Annotated in this window: 14 protein-coding genes; all 14 read right to left on the bottom strand. The window is 50.1% G+C overall.

Going from position 1 to position 17443, the window contains the following annotated elements; all coding sequences use genetic code 11:
- Window positions 1–3: 3 nt before the first annotated feature.
- The 14 genes from mraY to PLA01S_RS10585 all read right to left on the bottom strand — a co-directional run bounded on the left by mraY (window position 4) and on the right by PLA01S_RS10585 (window position 17375).
- Entirely contained in the window at window positions 4–969 is a 966-nt protein-coding gene (gene mraY / locus PLA01S_RS10520; protein WP_100535956.1) for a phospho-N-acetylmuramoyl-pentapeptide-transferase, read from the bottom strand.
- Window positions 970–973: 4 nt separating this feature from the next.
- Window positions 974–2392, bottom strand: a complete 1419-nt coding sequence (locus tag PLA01S_RS10525; protein WP_127592022.1) for a UDP-N-acetylmuramoyl-tripeptide--D-alanyl-D-alanine ligase — start codon at window positions 2390–2392, stop codon at window positions 974–976.
- Complete coding sequence (locus PLA01S_RS10530; protein ID WP_127592024.1) at window positions 2392–3876, bottom strand: UDP-N-acetylmuramoyl-L-alanyl-D-glutamate--2,6-diaminopimelate ligase; 1485 nt, start codon at window positions 3874–3876, stop codon at window positions 2392–2394. Before PLA01S_RS10530 ends, PLA01S_RS10525 begins: the two co-directional genes overlap by 1 nt.
- A 61-nt stretch (window positions 3877–3937) precedes the next feature.
- On the bottom strand, window positions 3938–5881 hold the full coding sequence (locus PLA01S_RS10535) for a stage V sporulation protein D (protein ID WP_127592026.1): 1944 nt from the start codon (window positions 5879–5881) through the stop codon (window positions 3938–3940).
- Window positions 5882–5967: 86 nt separating this feature from the next.
- The gene (locus PLA01S_RS10540) at window positions 5968–8274 is read right to left on the bottom strand and encodes a penicillin-binding transpeptidase domain-containing protein (RefSeq protein WP_127592028.1); all 2307 of its coding nucleotides are present in this window, start codon (window positions 8272–8274) and stop codon (window positions 5968–5970) included.
- An 18-nt stretch (window positions 8275–8292) separates the two neighbouring features.
- Window positions 8293–8706, bottom strand: a complete 414-nt coding sequence (locus tag PLA01S_RS10545) for a cell division protein FtsL (protein ID WP_071222979.1) — start codon at window positions 8704–8706, stop codon at window positions 8293–8295.
- 33 nt (window positions 8707–8739) lie between these two features.
- Window positions 8740–9693 carry a 16S rRNA (cytosine(1402)-N(4))-methyltransferase RsmH gene (gene rsmH, locus PLA01S_RS10550; protein WP_127592030.1) on the bottom strand — a complete coding sequence of 318 codons (954 nt, stop codon included), beginning with the start codon at window positions 9691–9693 and terminating at the stop codon, window positions 8740–8742.
- Between the two features lie 77 nt (window positions 9694–9770).
- On the bottom strand, window positions 9771–10208 hold the full coding sequence (mraZ, locus tag PLA01S_RS10555) for a division/cell wall cluster transcriptional repressor MraZ (RefSeq protein ID WP_009590832.1): 438 nt from the start codon (window positions 10206–10208) through the stop codon (window positions 9771–9773).
- Between the two features lie 208 nt (window positions 10209–10416).
- Entirely contained in the window at window positions 10417–11685 is a 1269-nt protein-coding gene (locus PLA01S_RS10560; RefSeq protein ID WP_127592032.1) for an adenosylhomocysteinase, read from the bottom strand.
- A gap of 40 nt (window positions 11686–11725) precedes the next feature.
- A complete protein-coding gene (gene bshC / locus PLA01S_RS10565; protein WP_127592034.1) occupies window positions 11726–13357 on the bottom strand; it encodes a bacillithiol biosynthesis cysteine-adding enzyme BshC in 1632 nt (543 codons plus the stop codon).
- A 188-nt stretch (window positions 13358–13545) separates the two neighbouring features.
- Window positions 13546–14484: an ABC transporter ATP-binding protein gene (locus PLA01S_RS10570; protein ID WP_100535947.1), complete on the bottom strand. Its 939-nt coding sequence runs from the start codon at window positions 14482–14484 to the stop codon at window positions 13546–13548.
- Window positions 14481–15476, bottom strand: a complete 996-nt coding sequence (locus tag PLA01S_RS10575; RefSeq protein WP_076320625.1) for an ABC transporter ATP-binding protein — start codon at window positions 15474–15476, stop codon at window positions 14481–14483. Before PLA01S_RS10575 ends, PLA01S_RS10570 begins: the two co-directional genes overlap by 4 nt.
- A gap of 13 nt (window positions 15477–15489) precedes the next feature.
- Window positions 15490–16440, bottom strand: coding sequence for an ABC transporter permease (locus tag PLA01S_RS10580; protein WP_127592036.1), 951 nt, complete (start codon window positions 16438–16440; stop codon window positions 15490–15492).
- Window positions 16441–16442: 2 nt separating this feature from the next.
- Window positions 16443–17375 carry an ABC transporter permease gene (locus PLA01S_RS10585; RefSeq protein ID WP_100535945.1) on the bottom strand — a complete coding sequence of 311 codons (933 nt, stop codon included), beginning with the start codon at window positions 17373–17375 and terminating at the stop codon, window positions 16443–16445.
- Between the last annotated feature and the right edge of the window lie 68 nt (window positions 17376–17443).

A 17443-nucleotide genomic window follows, 5' to 3' on the forward strand; every position in this document is an offset into this window, starting at 1 on the left:
ATGTTACAACCCCTTGTTGATATAAAGTCCGAGTCCCGCAAGTATCAGTCCCACGGCCCAAAATGTAAAGACGACGCGCCACTCCGACCACCCGGATAATTCATAATGGTGATGGATCGGGCTCATTTTGAATATTCGTTTGCCTCTGGTTTTGAAGGAGACCACCTGAAGCACAACGGATAACATCTCAATGACGAATACCCCGCCAATTATGAGGAACAGCAGCTCACTCTTGGTAACGATCGCAATGGCGCCAATAGCACCCCCGATTCCTAAAGACCCCGTGTCTCCCATGAACACCTTGGCAGGGTGAGCGTTAAATACCAGGAAACCGAGAACCGCACCGATCATCGCCGCTGCACAAAATGCCGCCGCGAACGAAGTAGACTGAATCGCCACAATGGCATAAGCGCCAAAGGCAATCGCGCTGACACCGGACAGAAGACCATCCACTCCATCGGTAAAATTGACCGCGTTGCTGATCGCAAGCATCATGACCACGATAAACGGATAATAGAACCAAGGCCCCCAATCAAAGGACCAATCCATCCCTGGAACGCTTATCGCCGTGCTATGCCCGTTGGAGATCAACAGCCAGCACATAATACCGGAAAACAGAAGCTGTCCAAACAGCTTCTGCCTGGCCGTGAGTCCTAATGATCTGCGAAATACGATCTTAATATAGTCGTCAAGAAAGCCGATCAAACCGAAACCGAGCGTCGCTACGATCATCACATAGAAATCAGTATCGACAGGAGAAAACTTAATATAAGTCAGTGTAAAAGCAAGCAAAATCACAACGCCGCCCATCGTTGGCGTTCCGGCTTTTTTCAAGTGGCTCTGCGGACCGTCACTCCTGACCTGCTGGCCGAACTTCATCCGCCGCAGCAGCGGAATGAGCAGCGGAGCCGATATCACCGCAAGCACAAACGCTACACCGATTGTCAATAACAGCAATTGAAAGTCCATCTGCTCACCCCCTCACTCCGTTGTTGCCGCCAGGCAGGGCCTTCAAGGCGTCAACCACGTGTTCCAGCCTCATGCCGCGCGAGGCTTTCACCAATACGATATCCTTCTCCGTTACCCGCTCCAGCAAGGCTTCGATCAGTTTCTCTTTATCCGTAAACGGAAACACAGCCCCTTCAGGGAAGCGATCTTTCGCTTTCTTTGCCGTGTGAAGCGACAATGGGCCGTAGGTGAACACAAAATCCGCATTGTCCGGAGATAAGTAATCTCCAATCTCGGCATGGAATTCCTCTTCCCGCTGACCAAGTTCCAGCATGTCCCCGAGAACGGCAATTCGTCGGTGGTAGCCTTTCATATCCCCAAGCACGTCCAATGCCGCCTTAACCGCGGTAGGACTGGAATTGTAAGCATCGTTCAGCACGGTGACCCCGAACGCAGTCTCCACGGCTTCGATCCGCATGCTCGACAGCTTCAGATTGGCTAACCCGCTGCGAATCGCTTCATCGCCGATTCCCAAATGGGCCGCTACAGCCATCGCTGCCAGCGCGTTGACTACATTATGACGGCCGAGAAGCGGCAGGCTGAAGCCTTCGCCCGCATGCCGGTTCGAAGTGAATATGATTCCTTTTGCATGGAACATGAGTCCCGTCGGATAATCGTCATTGGTTTCTTGATTGCCAAACGTAAACGTTCGCAGTCCTTCTGGCTTCACCGTAGTTTCTTCAGCAAGCACCTGACGGATCAACGGTTCGTCCCCGTGATAGATCAGTAAGCCGCCCGGCTTCATGCCGCTGATGATTTCAAGCTTGGCACGGGCGATTTCTTCACGTGAGCCGAGCTGAAGCATATGCGCTTCCCCCACGTTGGTAATCACCGTCATATCCGGACGCGCAATGGTCGAAAGCAGTTCAATCTCGTGACGTCCGCTCATGCCCATCTCAAGCACGATCATATCGGTATCTTCCTTCATCGCGAGTACGGTTAACGGAAGACCGATATGATTGTTGTAATTGCCTTGCGTCTTGTGAACTTTAAACGTGGTTTCAAGCAGTGCGGACACCATGTCCTTCACGGTGGTTTTCCCGTTACTGCCGGTAATGCCGATCACCTTTGCGCTGCTTTCGGACAAATAGGCGGCCGCAAGCGACTGGAGCGCCGTTAATGTATCCTCAACGAGAATGAGCGGCAGGTCGGGAATCGGTTGATGATCTCTCTGCCAGAGCACTGCGCCAGCTCCGCTGGCGAGCACGCTCTCCGCGAACTCGTGCCCGTCAAATTTCTCGCCAACAATCGGAACAAACAGATTTCCCGGCTGTATGGTTCGGGAGTCGGTACCGACCCCTTGAATGATAATGTTGTCATCTTGGTTACGTGAGAGCGTCCCGCCGCACATGTCGGCGATGCTCTTTAATGATTTATGGATCACTATTGTCTGCCCCTTATCGCGTCTTTGGCTACGATGCGGTCGTCAAAATCTAGCACTTCGCCCGCAATCAGCTGGTAGGTCTCATGACCTTTCCCCGCAATCAATACTACATCGCCCGGGCTTGCCATTTCAATAGCCTTTTCGATCGCTTTCCGGCGATCAACGATGAGCTTGTAGCTTTCTGTTGACACTCCGTCTTCAATCAAGCCGGCTTCGATATCCTTCAGGATCAAATCCGGGTCTTCAGTACGGGGATTATCGGAAGTCACGAATACAACATCGCTATATTTCGCAGCAATTTTACCCATGATCGGCCGTTTGGTCCGATCCCGATCACCGCCGCAGCCGAATACCGTAAGCACCCGGCCTTCAGCAAATTCATTAACGGTTCGCAGTACATTTTCGAGTCCGTCCGGCGTATGCGCATAATCCACGATCACGGCGTACGGCTGACCTTCATCCACGACCTCAACGCGGCCGTCAACTCCGGGTACGGACTCCAGGCTGTTCTTGATATCCTCGAGCGGGATTCCCTCAAGAAGCGCGGCAGCAATCGCCGCCATCGCGTTGTACACGTTGAATTTCCCTACCATTCGAATCGAAATATCCGCACTGCCGCGGAATGTATCCACATGGAACGAGGTGCCTTGAGCGGTGATCGAGATGTTGCTTGCCCGTATATCCGCATCGTCTCCCAAACCATAGGTAATCACTTCCGCCGCGGTCTGCTTGGCAAAATAAGCTGAAGCCTCATCATCCGCATTCAGGACGGCATATTTGCGCGACGATTCATCCTTGGCAAAAGCGTTGCCCAGCCGGGAGAAAAATAACCCTTTGGCCCCGCGGTATTCTTCCATCGTATGATGATAGTCCAGATGATCCTGCGTCAGGTTAGTGAATATAGCTGTCCGGAAATCCGTTCCCTTCACCCGCCCCTGTTCGAGCGCGTGCGAGGATACCTCCATTACGCAGCACTCGGTGCCTGCGTTCGCCATATCGTTCAGATAACGCTGGAGTTCCAGCGCCTCAGGCGTCGTTCTCGGCATCGGGAACGAACGGCCGTCGTATCTCATCTGAATGGTGCCGATCAACCCGGTCTTCAAACCGTAATCGTTCATGATTGACTCGATCAAATACGTTGTTGTGGTCTTGCCGTTCGTTCCGGTTACGCCGATCATCTTCATGCGGGAGCTTGGCTGATTAAAAAAGGCATTCGCCAAACCCGCCATCGCAAAGCGGCTGTCCTTCACAATGACTTGCGGAAGGTCTATCTCAAGCTTACGCTCAACGACCAAGGCCGCAGCGCCTTGGTCTGCGGCCTGGGCTGCAAACTGGTGTCCATCTACCGTATGGCCCGGCAGACAAATGAACAAATCCCCCGCCTTCACTTGTCTCGAGTCTGTTTCAATCCCCGTTATTTCAACATCTCCGGATCCCTCGATAACAGCAGCAGCCAATACGGATGATAATTGCTTCAATTTCATTTGTTATCCCTCTCTCTATATATCTGCACCATCCGTCCTCACTCGTGAATCGGATGATGCCTTAATGTTCGTGCTTGGATTCCTCCGGGTCTTCGCCCATATAAATCCGAATGGTGGACCCTCGCTCCACCCGGCTTCCCGGCTTCGGCGCCTGGGAAATGACCGTGTTGCCTGTTCCGGATTTGGCCAGCATGAAATTCATATTCAGGTCCTCATACAGATCCTGAACGGTCGCTCCGACCAGGTTCGGCACAGTCACGGTTGGCGTCTCGCCATATTTGTATTCACGGGCAAGCTGATCTTTACGCGGCGGGACATTCATGTAATGCAGCGCATCCTCCAGGATGTTCTGTACGATGGGAGCAGCCACGACTCCACCGAACTGAATGCCCTTCGGGTTATCTACCGCCGTGTACACCACAATCTCAGGATCATCGGCAGGTGCGAATCCGATAAAAGATACGATATGCTCGGTTGAGGAGTATCTGCCGTTAATAACCTTCTGGGCGGTACCCGTCTTCCCTCCGACACGATAACCGTCGATGAAGGCCGGGCGTCCGGTCCCTTTGGCAACGACGCTTTCGAGTGCCTCGCGAACTTGCTTGGACGTTTCCTCCGAGATCACTTGTCTGACAAGCTCCGGCTTGATTTCCTCGACCGTATCTCCCGTTTCTGGATTGACCCACGCCTTGGCCACATGCGGCTTAAACAATTTGCCGCCGTTAATGGCGGCGGATACTGCAGCAACCTGCTGGATCGGCGTAACCGATACCCCTTGCCCAAATGCCGTTGTCGCCAGTTCAACGGGACCGACGTTGTCGAGTTTGAACAGGATGCCATTCTCTTCCCCATTCAAATCGATGCCCGTCTTTGCCCCGAAGCCAAAATCGCGGATATACTGAAACAGGCTTTCCTTGCCCAGCTTCTGACCTAACGCCACGAAACCCGGGTTGCAGGAGTTCTGGACAACCTCCATGAAGGTCTGGCTGCCATGGCCGCCTTTTTTCCAGCAGCGCAGTCTCGCTCCACCGACCTCTACCGCTCCACTGTCAAAGAAGTGGTCGTTCTTCAGGTCAACCTTGTCCTCTTCAAGGGCAGCGGCAAGCGTAATAATCTTGAATGTCGAGCCTGGTTCATAGGTCATCCAGATCGGCAGGTTGCGGTTGTACGTCTCGGCTGAAAACTCCTGATAATTGGCAGGAGAATACCCTGGCCTGCTCGCCATTGCCAAAATCTCGCCAGTCTTGGGATTCATGGCGATCGACCAAGCCCCATTCGCCTGATACTTCACCATGGCCTGGTCAAGCTCCCGCTCCATAATGGACTGAATCGATTTATCGATCGTTAGCTCCAGATTCAGACCATCACGAGGCTCGACATACTTTTCCGAGGAGCCCGGCATGATTCTTCCGCCTGCATCGGACAGATAGGATATTCCGCCTTCGAAGCCTTTCAGCTTATCGTCATGCATGGCTTCCAAGCCGGTAAGTCCCTGGCTGTAGGCCCCCGTGAACCCCAAAATATGGGCTGCGAGATCGCCATAGGGATAATACCGTTTGTTATCCTCAGCAACAACGATACCCGGCAGCTTCAAATCACGAATTTCCTGAGCCAGCTCCATCGTAATTTTTCGTCCACCGGGATTTATCCGTTCCAACCTCGAACGTTTCGTAATGATTTTCTTGATATCGGCTTTGTCCATGCTGATTAGCCCAGCCAAGGTTTCGGCCGTATGGTCCGGATCTTTGATTTGTACGGGAATCGCCCAAATGGTCGGTGTCGTTATATTCGTAACCAATGCGGTTCCGTTACGATCCAAAATCTCACCACGCTGTGCCGCAAACGGAATGTCGCGGCGCCAGAGATCCTCCGCCTTCGCCGACAACTCCGCGCCTTTCCCAATCTGCACATAAGCCAGTCTGATAATCAGTGCTGAGAACAGCAGGAGCAGCAGCAGCAGGCTCCAGAGCAGCCTTCTCCGCTGCGATACCTTGGATACTTTCACCTAAGCTTCCCTCCCTGTTTGAACCCGAAAGCTCATGATATGCGTTCTTCACATGAGTATTCGGGACAAACCCGGGTTAGAACAAGCTATTCCCCTTCTGTCTTGCCTTGTCCTTGGTCGGTTGCATCGGCATCGTTATCGGCAGTTCCTTCCGACTCTTTTCCACCGGTTTCTTCCCCGTTCGCATTTTCGTTTCCAACGGAGGAAGTTTCATCAGAACTGCTGCTTCCCGTTATCAACTCTTGAGCCGATTTGAGCGTTAACTGCACGATTCGTTGACCATTCTCCTTGGCTTCCAACTGCGAAACAACGTAGCCCTCACCCTGAACATTAACCTTTACTTTCATCAAAGTGAGCACTTCCATGGCGTCCCTGAGCGATTCACCCTCTAAATTCGGGATTTTCATCGTCGGGCTATCCTCTGTAAGAAGGTAGATCCTTTGACCTGCACTAATGATCGCATTGGCAGGCGGGTATTGCTCCTTCACCGTGTTTCCGTTGCCCAAGGTCTCAAACGCCACTCCATCCTTCAGCAGCTTGGCTTTTACTTCACTCAGCTTCAACCCCGTAAAATCTGGTGCTTTCAGGGAATCCGTCAGCGTTGTTCCTGATTTCGTTTTTTCCTTATCCTGCTTTGCATTCGATTTGGGAACACCCCAATAATTCAATGTTTTGGAGACGATCTCTTTGAATATAGGCGCTGCCAGCGTACCGCCGCCCTTTTCCACGTTCGGTTCGTCGATAATGACCAGCACGGCTATTTTCGGATTCTCGACGGGAGCGTACCCAATGAATGAAACCACTTGTTTCGAACGGTCTTTATATCCGCCTCCGGATTTTATAGCGGTACCCGTTTTGCCGGCAACACGATAGCCGTCAATATATGCTAGCTTACCTGTACCATTTAATTGGTCGGCTACAACCTGCTCAAGGTAAGTCCCGGTTTCTCTTGCTGCTTCAGGAGAAATGACCTGACGCACGACTTCCGGCTCGATTTTCTCAACCTTGCCGGTGTTAGGGTCCTCAATCTGCTTGACCATATGAGGCTTCATGAGCTTGCCTCCGTTGGCCACTGCCGAAATCGCAGCAATCTGTTGAATAGGCGTTACGGATACGGCGTAACCGTAGGTCATGGTCGAAATATCTGAATCATAAGTCATGTTCACGCTGCCTAGAATTTCCCCCGGTAGGTCAATTTCCGTTTTCTGCGTAAATCCAAATTCACGAATATAGTTGGTAAATCGCTCCTTACCAAGCATTTCGTATCCCAATTTTACAAAAGCAACGTTACTTGACTTCTTCACGCCCTCCAAATAGGTGATAGGGCCCCACCCTACGCTGTTAATGTCCCGGTGGGTTCTTCCACCAGCTCTTATGGATCCGGATTGATAAATAGCACCCGGGTTAAACAGCTTCTCCTGAACTGCACTGGCCAGCGTTACAATTTTGAAAGTCGATCCCGGCTCATAAATGGACCGCACGGCATGATTGTTAAAATTCTTTTGATTCCATTTCGAATATGTATTGGGATCAAAAGTCGGCATATTGGCCATCCCCAGTATTTCCATCGTGTTCGGATCCGCTGCGATAACCGTCATACTGATTGGTTTATATTGGTTATACGTGTCGCGCATCGCTTCCTCGATATAATACTGGATTGTATCGTCTGTCGTCAGTACTAAATTTTTCCCATTTATTGCAGGCTGGTATAATTCATCCTCGCTGGGCAGCTTGACTCCCTTCTTGTCGCTCTTGTAAGAAGCGAATCCATCGGTACCCTTCAGCATCTCGTCATAATATTGCTCAATGCCTCCGATCCCCTTTCCTTGACGATCGGTATAACCCAGCATATGTGCAGCCAATGTCTCTTTGGGATAGAAGCGTTTCTGCTCGCGTTGAAAGCCGATGCCCGAATCGGGAACTTTGCCTGCGGCCTTCAATTTATCATTCAAGCTTTCGCTGAACGCTTTGACCTCTTCCATCTTCTCCTTGTCAATCTTCCATCCTTCATTGCGGACTTCCACGCCCTTAAGGTATTCCCCATCCTTGCCTTTGGCTTGAACCATTTCACGAAGCTTGTCCTCATCCTTGCCGAGAGTTTCGTGCAGTCCTTTAACGACCTCATTCTCCATGCCGTTAGCCTGAATGACCGCAGGATTCACAATAACCGTAAATGCAGGCGCATCCATGGCAAGAATATCGCCGTCCCGATCCGTGATCGTTCCTCGCGTGGCCGGAAGATCCTGTTTTCTCGACCATTTCGATAAAGCTTGTTCCTTCCAGAAGTCGTTATCGATGACCTGCAGCCAAAACACCCGACCAATCAATAAAGCAAAAAAGAGGGTTATACATCCCCCTATTAGCACGGTACGCAGTTTGATTTTTTTTATCATCGGTCAAAACCTCACACTTCAATCATTTTGTCCCGAGTCCGAATTCTGTGTCTCGGATGACCCCGAGACCGGTGATAGATGGATTGTATTATTGTCATCAATAGGGACATAGCCCAGCTCTTTCGCCTTGTCCAATATTTGCGTCTCCAGTGTTTGCTTTTCCACCTGAAGCTGATTGATATTCCGTTTAGCTTCGAGTGTCTTATTTTCCGTCGACTGGATCTGCCGGTTCAAATCATAGGAATGAACATGGCTCATGCCAATGACACCCATGACGGCAACCACAAACACCACGGACAACAAATACAACAGCTTTTCTTTTTGCGGAAGCTGGGAACGACGCTTGACGACTTTTGTCTTCTCAAGATAAGCGGACTGCTGCGTTTCCTTCTGTCTCTCCTGTACGGCTAAATTGCCGCGCGTGTAAGCCATGGCTGATTCTCCTTCTTCAGGGATTTTATGTTTCTACAGTTTCTCCGCAATCCGCAGTTTTGCCGAACGCGCCCTTGGATTACTCTCAATCTCTTCCGCCGATGGGATAAGCGGTTTGCGGTTAACCAGCTTCAGATCACCTTGGCCGCCTCCGCATACACACATCGGAAAATCTGGGGGGCACGTACACTTGGGAATATAGCTGTTAAAAATCTGTTTGCATATCCGGTCTTCGAGCGAGTGAAATGTGATAACCGAGACTCTTCCTCCTGGTGCAAGACATCTCACAGCTTGGTGAAGCGCGTCTTTGAATGCGCCTAGCTCATCATTTACCGCAATACGAAACGCTTGAAAGCTTCGTTTAGCTGGGTGGCCGCCCGTTCTCCGAGCTGCGGCCGGAATCCCTTCCTTAATCATTTCGACAAGCTCGCCGGTTGTCTGAATAGGACTCTGTGCCCTTCTTTCAACAATGACCTTGGCAATTCGCCTTGAAAATTTCTCTTCGCCGTATTCATACAATATTCGTGCGATTTCCTGTTCCGGCCATTCGTTTACAATTTTGGCTGCGGTAAGCTCAGCGGATTGATCCATCCGCATATCCAGCGGGGCATCGTGATTGTAACTAAACCCTCTCTCCCCTTCATCGAACTGCGGAGAGGATACGCCCAAATCGAACAGTATACCGTCAACTAGCGGCTGCCCGTTCTCGTCAACCTCCACTTCGTTTCGGAGCACCTCCTCCAAATCACGAAAATTGGTTTTGACAAGAGTGATCCGGTCCACATACGGCTTCATGACTTCCCGGGCGTTATTCAATGCCCAATCGTCCTGATCCAATGCGATTAACCGGCCTTTCGAACTTAGTTGGGAAGCAATAAGCGAGCTGTGCCCTGCTCCCCCGAGCGTACAGTCAACATATATACCGTCTGGTTTAATGCGCAGCCCTTCTGTCGCTTCTTGCTTAAGCACTGTGATGTGATGGAACAAAGCTGCAGCCCTCCATTGTGTCTCATTCATGATTTTAAGTGTAACTTGTCCATTTCAATACGATGTTCCTACGCTTGTCATAAATCAAAATCAAAGTCTACCAGCTTCTCAGCAATGTCGTTGAATGCTTCCTCCGACTGCTGGTAGTAATTCTGCCACTGCTCCTTGCTCCAGATCTCCACTCGGCTCGATACGCCGATGACGACGCATTCCTTCTCGAGCTTGGCGAACTCGCGCAAATTGCCCGGCAAATTTACCCTTCCCTGTTTATCCCATTCACATTCCGTCGCCCCGGAGAAAAAAAACCGTGTGAATGCGCGTGCATCCGACTTCATGAGCGGCAGGGATTTGAGCTTCTGTTCCATGATGGCCCATTCATCTTTGGGGTATACAAAGAGGCAATTGTCCAATCCGCGGGTTACGATAAACGAGGTGCCCAGGAGGTCACGAAACTTCGCAGGGATAATGATTCTCCCCTTATCGTCGATGCTATGTTGAAACTCCCCCATGAACATCAGGCACTCCACCCCTTAACCCCGATTCCCCACTTTGTACCACTTTCCACCACTTTAGGATAATAGATTCGGCGTCAAGAATCAAATACCTTCTAACGAGCAGTTGTTTTTTTGGAACTTTCTCTCAGAACAATCGCATAAAAAACCTCCTTTTCATCCCGCTCGGAGATGGAAAGGAGGTTTGGAAATGATCTAAAGCTGCTGCTGTTTAGTGCTGTGCCCAGCTGTCCAAGTATGACTTCTGTTCAGCGCTCAGGCTGTCGATGGTAATACCTAGACTTTCCAGCTTGTATAAGGCAACCTGTTCATCCAATTCGTAAGGAACATTTACTACGCGGTTACCGATGCTCTTGTACTGATCATTCACGTGTTTGAGCGACAAGGCCTGAAGCGCAAACGTCATATCCATAATCTCTGCCGGATGGCCGTCACCTGCCGCCAGATTCACCAAACGACCTTCGGCAAGCAAATAAATCTTACGGCCATCTTTCAGATGATATTCTTCGATATTGCGCCGAACTGTCCGAACCGATTGAGAGCGTTCTGATAAATCCGGTTTATTGACTTCCACATCGAAGTGACCGGCATTGGATAAAATGGCACCGTCCTTCATGACATCAAAGTCTTCCCCGCTGATGACATCGCGGTTACCCGTGACGGTCACAAAGAAGTCGCCCAATTTGGCTGCTTCGCGCATTGGCATAACGCGGAAGCCGTCCATATAAGCCTCAACGGCCTTAATCGCATCAATCTCGGTCACAATGACGTTGGCTCCAAGACCTTTGGCACGCATGGCCACGCCCTTACCGCACCAGCCATACCCTACGACAACGACAGTCTTGCCTGCAACCACCAGGTTTGTCGTCCGGTTAATCCCGTCCCAGACCGATTGTCCTGTACCGTAACGGTTATCGAATAAGTATTTGCAGTATGCATCATTCACGGCAACCATTGGGAATTTCAGAGACCCTTCTTTCTCCAAAGATTTCAGACGCAGGATGCCTGTCGTTGTCTCTTCCGCTCCGCCTCGAATTCCTTCAAGCAGATCCGTACGCTCAGAGTGAAGGATCGTTACGAGATCCCCGCCATCGTCGATGATCAGATCCGGTCTGGTCTCCAGTGTTGAAATGAGGTGCTGCTTGTATTCCTCAGGATCCGGGTTATACTTGGCAAACACCGTGATCCCGTCTTCCACCAATGCGGCACATACATCGTCTTGAGTGGACAACGGGTTACTGCCCGTAATCGTCACTTCGGCTCCGCCAGCCTGAATGACTTTCGCCAGATATGCGGTTTTGGCTTCCAGATGCAAGGAGATGGCGACTTTCAACCCTTTGAATGGCTGTTCTTTCTCGAATTGTTCACGCACCCGGTTCAATACCGGCATATGCGCCTGGACCCAATCAATTTTCAGATGACCTTCCGGTGCCAGTTTCAAGTCGGTAATATTGCTGGTTTGTATTGATGATGAGCTCATTTAACAGCCTCCTATGATCTGATGATTGAATTCCTGATCGTTATACGTAAACGACCCTGTGAATGCCCGAAGCAACGTATGGGATTTCCATCAGGCGATCCACCAGATTCAATCCATAACGATTCATGTATTCCAGGATGTTGTACACCCTCTCCTGAGGTTTCCCTTCCGGCAGCAGTGTCTGTTCAATGCGCTTCCACTGTGCCAGTGCGGCCTCATGCTGCTGTTCCAAGGCATTCCGGGATTTACTTAACAGGTAATCCATCTGCTCCAATATTTTATCTTTATTGGTTAGACCTAATTTTAACAGTCCACTTTGCATTTTGCCAAGATCTTCTATTAAAGGCTGATACAATGCTTCAAATTGTTCCCGGGTTTGACTGAATCGTTCTTCCAGATTCAACTCATCCTTGCTGGCAAGCCAAGCCTCACGCTTTTCAGACAAGCGAAGCTGAACATCCTCGAAGGACAATCCGTATTTCTCCATAAGCTTATGGACAGTTCCATCTACGATGGAGAATGACATTCTCGGGATGATCAACGGCATCTGCAAACCCAAGTCGGAAAATGCATAGCGTGTAATCGCCCAATAGGAAATCTCGCCTGGACCGAGTATCGTCCCCAGCACAGGCAGCAGCGAATCCTGCATGATCGGACGGGTCAGCACATTGTTGCTAAATCGTTCAGGATGCTGATGCAAATCCCGAAGCAGTTCTTCTTCCGTCAGCTTAACGATGCCTTTCCGGTCTGAGAATACATGTCCTTCTCGGTAAAGCAGCAAGCGTCTGCCTTCATGCAAGTAGAACAAGTTGGCCCCATTCTCCGATACATCAGCCTGGACTTCGTAACCCAGTCCCGCGATATCCCTTGCCGCCTGATGGTACGAAAGTCCCAGGGTTTCGTTGCGGGTAATCAGCGATTCGAATATGGGCACTTCCAACGCCCGAAGTCCCGGGTCGGCGGAATCCAGGAGTATTAGCCCATATTTGCCGAACATACAGCTGATTAGTTTAGCGAATGCCTCGCTGAGCCAAGCCGAACCGTGAAGCGATTCCTTCGCGATTTTCAGCAGATCGGCCTTATATTCGCTGTCTGCCAACTGAGTCTGGAGTGCTGTCAGCATCGCATTCCAATCTTCCTCAGCAACGTCAGTATAACTAACCGACGTCCTGAGTCCGTCCTTGGCATCAAGTTTGATCTTGGACAGCTGCTGATCCTGACTCAGGAAGTACGTATGGTTGACTTCATCCCAATCATGATCCTCCCCGGCGATCCAAAATACAGGCACGACAGGACGATTCAAGCGCTCTTCCGCTTCGCGGGCCGCTTGAATGACGGTAATTGCTTTATATATGACAAGCAGTGGTCCGGTGAACAAACCGCTTTGTTGTCCACCAACCATGGTAACCGTTCCTGGCTGCTCCAGAAGTTGAAGGGATTTATGTACAGCGGGATGATCATTGTGTTTCTGATTGTACGTTCGAAGACAATCTGCCAGCGCTTTACGCTGAATTCGCTTGTCTTCCGAAAGATCCAGCCATTGTACCCGCTCTGCATAGCTGTGCTCGCCGCGGTAATCTTCACCGTAGAACCCGCTTACCCGGTCGAAATGATGAATATAATCCTGAGCGAGACGCGAAGCGAGGGATAATGGTTCCGGAACGATATTCATGAGGTATGCCTCCTATTCTACGTCGCAACCAAATCTAGATTGTGCATGGAATTTAATTTTTTCTATATCATTTTGCCTTTCTTGATTGTACCGAATGTTGGCATTCTGCGTCAAAGGAAAAGAATAGCCGCCGGCACGATGCCAGCGGCTATTCTTGAAGCAGCTTCCTCATATTGAGGTTCGTTTATTCAAGCGTAGGCTTTTGCAACCCAGTGTCCTTTGGACACTTCGACCAATTCCGAATCCTTCACGTCCAGTTGAACCGTTCCGTCTTCGCCTTTGGCAGCCGAGATCGGCCCCTGCGTATCGTCTTCCAGCTTGAGACGCTTTTTGTTAGCCTCAATTTCCGGATCCGGAATCGGAATCGCGGACAGCAGGGTTTTGGTGTAAGGATGGATCGGATTCGCATACAGCTCTTCACTGTCTGCCAGCTCCACCATTTTGCCCAAGTACATAACCGCTACCCGGTCACTGATATGCTTGACCATGGACAGGTCATGCGCAATGAAGAGATAGGTCAGGCCAAGACGATCCTGCAAATCCTTGAGCAGGTTGACCACCTGCGCCTGAATCGAAACGTCAAGCGCCGAGATCGGCTCGTCACATATGATAAATTTAGGGTTTACCGCAAGAGCACGTGCAATCCCGATCCGTTGACGCTGACCGCCCGAGAATTCATGAGGGTAACGTGTGGAGTGGTCACTATTCAAGCCGACCATATCCAGCAGTTCCTCAATCCGCTTCTTGCGTTCAGCCCGGCTGCCGGCCATTCCGTGAATATCCAAAGCTTCTCCGATAATATCCGACACCGTGAATCTTGGATTCAGCGAGGCATACGGATCCTGGAAGATCATCTGCATATCGCGGCGCATCGCCTTCATCTTGCCCGGAGACAGCTTGTATATATCCGTTCCGTTAAAATTAACGCTGCCAGCCGTAGGTTCATAGAGACGGAGAATCGTCCGTCCTGCTGTTGATTTACCACAACCCGACTCTCCCACCATGCCAAGCGTTTCGCCTTCACGAATATAGAAGTTCAGATCGTCAACCGCTTTAAGAACCTGGCCTTTGCCTACGTTGAAATACTTCTTCAGGCCCTTTACCTCAATCAAGTGGTTATCCTTCATGAACCTTGCGCCTCCTTCGCCATCGGATGCAGATTCCAGCAGCGCGCCATGTGCGTGTCACTAAACTCTGTTGCGCCCGGATCCACCCGTTCACAAATTCGCATAGCTTCATCACAGCGGGCGGCGAACGGACAGCCTACAGGCGGTTTAATAAGGTCCGGAGGTGTTCCGATAATCGGAATCAGCGGTTCGTCTTTCTTCTGATCCAGACGCGGCATGGAACGAAGCAATCCTTTGGTGTAAGGATGCTGCGGATTTTTGAAAATCTCCCATTTCGTTCCCGTTTCCACCACTTCACCTGCATACATCACGATGACACGGTCACACATGCCGGCAACAACGCCGAGATCATGCGTGATCAGAATAATCGAGGTGCCCAAGCGTTCCTGCATTTCCTTCATAACATCCATAATCTGTGCCTGAATGGTCACGTCGAGTGCTGTCGTCGGTTCGTCCGCAATCAGCAGGGTCGGCTTACATGCAAGCGCAATGGCAATCATCGCACGCTGCCGCATACCGCCGGAGAACTCATGCGGATACTGATTGAAGCGCTCCTCCGCATTTTTGATACCTACCAGCTTCAGCATTTCAATGGCGTGCTTTTTGGCTTCGGAGAAAGACATCCCCTGGTGCTTGATCAGCACCTCCGTGATTTGTTTACCTATTCTAATGGTCGGATTCAGCGACGTCATCGGATCCTGAAAAATCATCCCAATATCCTTACCGCGAATCGCTTCCATCTGTTTATTCGTTTTTTTGAGAAGGTCTTGTCCTTGGAAAATGACCTCACCCTTTTTTATTTCTGAGGGCGGGGACGGAATCAATCGCATAATGGTCTGGGCGGTAACACTTTTACCGCTTCCGGACTCACCGACGATGGCAACCGTCTCCCCCTTGCCGACTTCAAAATTCATGCCGCGGACTGCCTTTACTTCACCGCCGCGAACACGAAACGATACGTTGAGGTCCTTCACCTGCAAGATCGGTTCCATACCTTCCCACCTCCTATTTTTTCAATTTCGGATCAAGGGCATCACGCAATCCATCACCGAAAATGTTAAATGCTAACATCGTCAAGCTGATAAATAGAGCAGGGAACAACATCCGCCATGGATAGTACATCCATCCGGACAGGGCATCATTAATCATGGAGCCCCATGAAGCAACCGGTGCTTGAACTCCAAGACCAAGGAAGCTCAGGAAAGCCTCGGCAAAGATCGCACTTGGAACCGACAGGGTCAATGTAACGATAATCGGCCCCATTGCATTCGGAATCAAATGCCGGAACAATAGACGCGCAGTTCCCGCACCCATCGAACGTGAAGCGAGGACATATTCTCTGCTCTTAAGCTGCATAATCTCGCCCCGCACAATCCAGGACATGTTAATCCACCCGGTGATGGTTAAGGCGAGTATGATCGTTCCTAAACTTGGTTCAAATACAACCAGCAGCAAAATTGTAACGAGCAGATAAGGAATGGAATACAAAATTTCTGCAAACTTATTCATGAACTCATCGACACGGCCACCGAAATAACCCATGATGCCGCCATATATTACACCAATCATCAAGTCAATCGCAGCTGCTGCAAGACCAACGGTCAAGGAAATCCGAGCTCCCATCCAGGTACGTACAAAAACGTCGCGGCCCAGATCGTCGGTTCCAAACCAATGTTCTGATGAAGGCGGCATATTCGTATTCATCAAATCATTCGTTTCATAATCATAGTTAGAGATCATCGGGCCGATAATGGCCATGATGACAATCAGAATCATAATAACCAAGCCCGTCATAGCAAGCTTGTTCTTGCGCAATCTTTCCCAGGAATCTCTCCAGGAGGACAAACTTTCACGCTGTATTACCTCGGATTGTTTCTCATCAGGACCAATCTTCTGAAAATCTTCAGGCTTCAAGTTGAGTGCCGCAGGATGAGGCATACGTTGTTCTTTCTCCATGTCTACCTCTCCTTTCCGCCGGTCAATTTAATGCGTGGATCCACAAATACATACACGATATCTGTAACGAAACGCGCCAGCATCAGCAAGATGCCGTAGAATATGGTAATCCCCATAATGACTGTATAATCGCGGTTTGTGATACTTTCAACGAACTGCTTGCCAATGCCGCCAATACCGAAGATCTGTTCAATAACGACCGAACCGGTAATGATGTTCGCTGTCATTGGGCCGACGTACGTTACGACCGGCAAGATGCCGTTACGGATAACGTGACGGAACATAATGGCGAACCAGTTAAGGCCCTTGGCCTTCGCCGTCTTGATATAATCCGAATGCAGTACTTCCAGCATGCTGGATCGCGTTAATCGCGCGATAAATGCAATCGGTTGAGCAGATAGGGCCATTACAGGAAGCACATAGTCAAGCGGTCCTTCAAAACCCATAACATTGAAAATGCCCGCTTTCTCTGCGAGAACGAATTGCAACAATGACGCGAGTACAAAACTCGGTACTGCGATGCCGAGAACCGAGATAATCATGGCGATGTTGTCAATCAGCTTGCGGTGATACAGAGCTGCAAGCATCCCCAGCAGGACACCCACGATAACGGATACTACGATCGCGATAAGACCCAATCGGAGTGAAGGGCCAAATGTATCAACAATAATATCAGTGACGGATTGCCCCTGTTTCTTCATAGACAAACCAAAGTCACCCTGAACGATATTGCCCAAGTATTTCGTATATTGCTGAAATACCGGTTTATCTAAATCATACTGCTCCATCAGCCTCGCCAAAATTTCAGGCGATGGCTTTTTCTCTCCCATAAACGGATCGCCCGGTATGGCTTTCATAAGAAAAAAAGTGGCTGAGATCAGTATGAACAACGATACAAGCATATAAAAAAACTTACTCGCCACATACCTCAGCATTTCGCTAGCCTCCTGATCAGTTGTTCTAAACCAAGCCGTCTATATAATTGTATTATTCTAGAACGGAC

The organism is Paenibacillus lautus NBRC 15380 (assembly GCF_004000945.1).
In the GTDB taxonomy this organism is placed as follows: Bacteria; Bacillota; Bacilli; order Paenibacillales; family Paenibacillaceae; genus Paenibacillus_AQ; species Paenibacillus_AQ lautus.